This is a genomic window from Streptomyces sp. NPDC002870 (assembly GCF_042888505.1).
Lineage (GTDB): Bacteria > Actinomycetota > Actinomycetes > Streptomycetales > Streptomycetaceae > Streptomyces.
In genome coordinates this window covers 1-1,631 of sequence record NZ_JBIAPW010000090.1, presented here as the reverse complement: position 1 = coordinate 1,631, position 1,631 = coordinate 1, and the positions used below count along the sequence as shown (strand labels likewise).

The window sequence follows — 1,631 nt, the reverse complement described above, 5'->3', positions numbered from 1 at the left end:
CGGCCAAGGCGACGACGCAGTCGGCTCCGTCTCTTCCTGCGGCTCCTCGGGCTGCACCGGCATGGGGCGCAAGCATCCGCGGTGCCGGTAGACGCACTTCTCGGCGGCTTCGCACAGGTTGTCGGGTCGGGTCCGGGAAACGGTCCTGGAGTGATCCAGGAACCGCGCCCGGACCCGACCCGACAACCTGGGCGAAGCCGCGCTGAGCGAGGTCAAGGCCCACAGCAGTTGCTGGGCCACCGTCATGGACACGCCCCTCTACGACGGGCCCCGTGCACAGACCACTCTGGAGCGCTGGCACCAGGTCCACGACCTGCTCGGCAAGGGGGTGGGCCTGCTCGAATGCGCACGCCGTCTCCAACTGGCCCTGAACACCGTCAAACGCTACGCCCGGGCCGATCGGCCCGAAAGGATGCTACGCGTCCCCAAATCCCGTGCCAGCCTCGTCGACCCCTACCGCGAGCACCTGCGCAAACGCCGGGCCGAGGACCCCGCCGTCCCTGTCCTGCACCTCTTCGAAGAGATCAAGACCCTCGGGTTCACAGGCTGCCTCAACCTCCTGCACAAGTACATCAACCAAGGCCGTGCGGATGCCGACCGCAGCCACATCTCCCCGCGCCGACTTGCCCGGATGCTGCTCAGCAGGCCCGACAACCTCAAGTCCGAACAACACGGCCTCCTGGCCCAGCTCACCGCCGCCTGCCCCGAGATGACCCAGCTGGCTGCCCACATTCGGACATTCGCCCAGCTCCTGGTACCCGCCCAAGGAAACGCCGATGCCCTTGAGCACTGGATCACCCAGGTCCGAACAGTCGATCTGCCCTATCTGCACGCCTTCACCCGGGGCCTCGACCGCGACCGCGACGCCGTCATCGCCGCTCTCACACTCCCGTACAGCAACGGACCCACCGAGGGCGTCAACACGAAGACCAAGCTGATCGCGAGGCAGATGTACGGCAGAGCGGGCTTCCCTCTTCTCCGCCACCGCATCCTCCTCGAATAGCATCACCCTCCGCTACCACCGAATGTGAGACAGGGCCGTTAAATTGACACACCCTGACCGACCGGGGCAACCTCCGCCGCCACAAGCCGCCGCAGGAGTAACCCACAGACGCCGTCCGCCGGGCTCACCGAGTCGACCCCGAGGGGCCGCAGCCCTTGACCAGCCCGAGCCTGACCATCGAAACGCCCGCCGGAACCGTGCGCGCCACCGCCGGCCACCGCCAGGACGACGCCGTCGTGTTCGAGCTGAGCGGGGCGATGCGCGGCAGCGTGCACGTCACCGGCACCCACCACCCCCACTACTGGGACCAGTTCACCGCCGTCCGCGCCTGTCTCGGCCCCGTGAACGCCTTCCAGGCCACCGCCCCTGACGACGCCCTGCCGCGGCTCGCCCGCAGCCGCACCGGCTACCGGGGCAGCCTGTCCCTCTACCTCGACGACACCGACCGCCCCGAGGTGTCGGTGTACCCGGCCGCCCCGCCTACGCCTTGGAGACCCGCCGGTACGTGCACACATTCACGCCGTTGGCGCTGGTGACGGTCGAGACCAGCTCGAGCGTCCGCTGCGCACCGTCGTCGGGGAAGATCGTCTTACCGCCGCCGAGGAGCACCGGCATGATCAAGAGTCGG

The 1,631-nt window shown here is 68.5% G+C and carries 2 protein-coding genes and 2 pseudogenes; 2 read left to right on the top strand and 2 right to left on the bottom strand.

Annotated features, from left to right (window positions below; translation table 11 throughout):
- Positions 1-246 (bottom strand): hypothetical protein (locus tag ACFYWY_RS38180; protein ID WP_389196119.1); only part of this gene is annotated, 246 nt, incomplete at its 3' end.
- On the opposite strand from ACFYWY_RS38180, the pseudogene ACFYWY_RS38175 reads away from it, so the two are divergent.
- Together ACFYWY_RS38175 and ACFYWY_RS38170 are read left to right on the top strand one after the other, a co-directional pair.
- A pseudogene (locus ACFYWY_RS38175) lies at positions 185-1,003 on the top strand (transposase); the annotation flags it as partial. The gene ACFYWY_RS38180 and the pseudogene ACFYWY_RS38175 overlap by 62 nt on opposite strands.
- Positions 1,004-1,158: 155 nt before the next feature.
- Positions 1,159-1,539 (top strand): hypothetical protein, encoded by a 381-nt coding sequence (locus ACFYWY_RS38170; RefSeq protein WP_389196116.1) that lies wholly within the window; start codon positions 1,159-1,161, stop codon positions 1,537-1,539.
- Here ACFYWY_RS38170 and ACFYWY_RS38165 read toward each other — a convergent pair.
- Positions 1,484-1,631, bottom strand: a pseudogene (locus tag ACFYWY_RS38165) (dihydrofolate reductase); the annotation flags it as partial. The gene ACFYWY_RS38170 and the pseudogene ACFYWY_RS38165 overlap by 56 nt on opposite strands.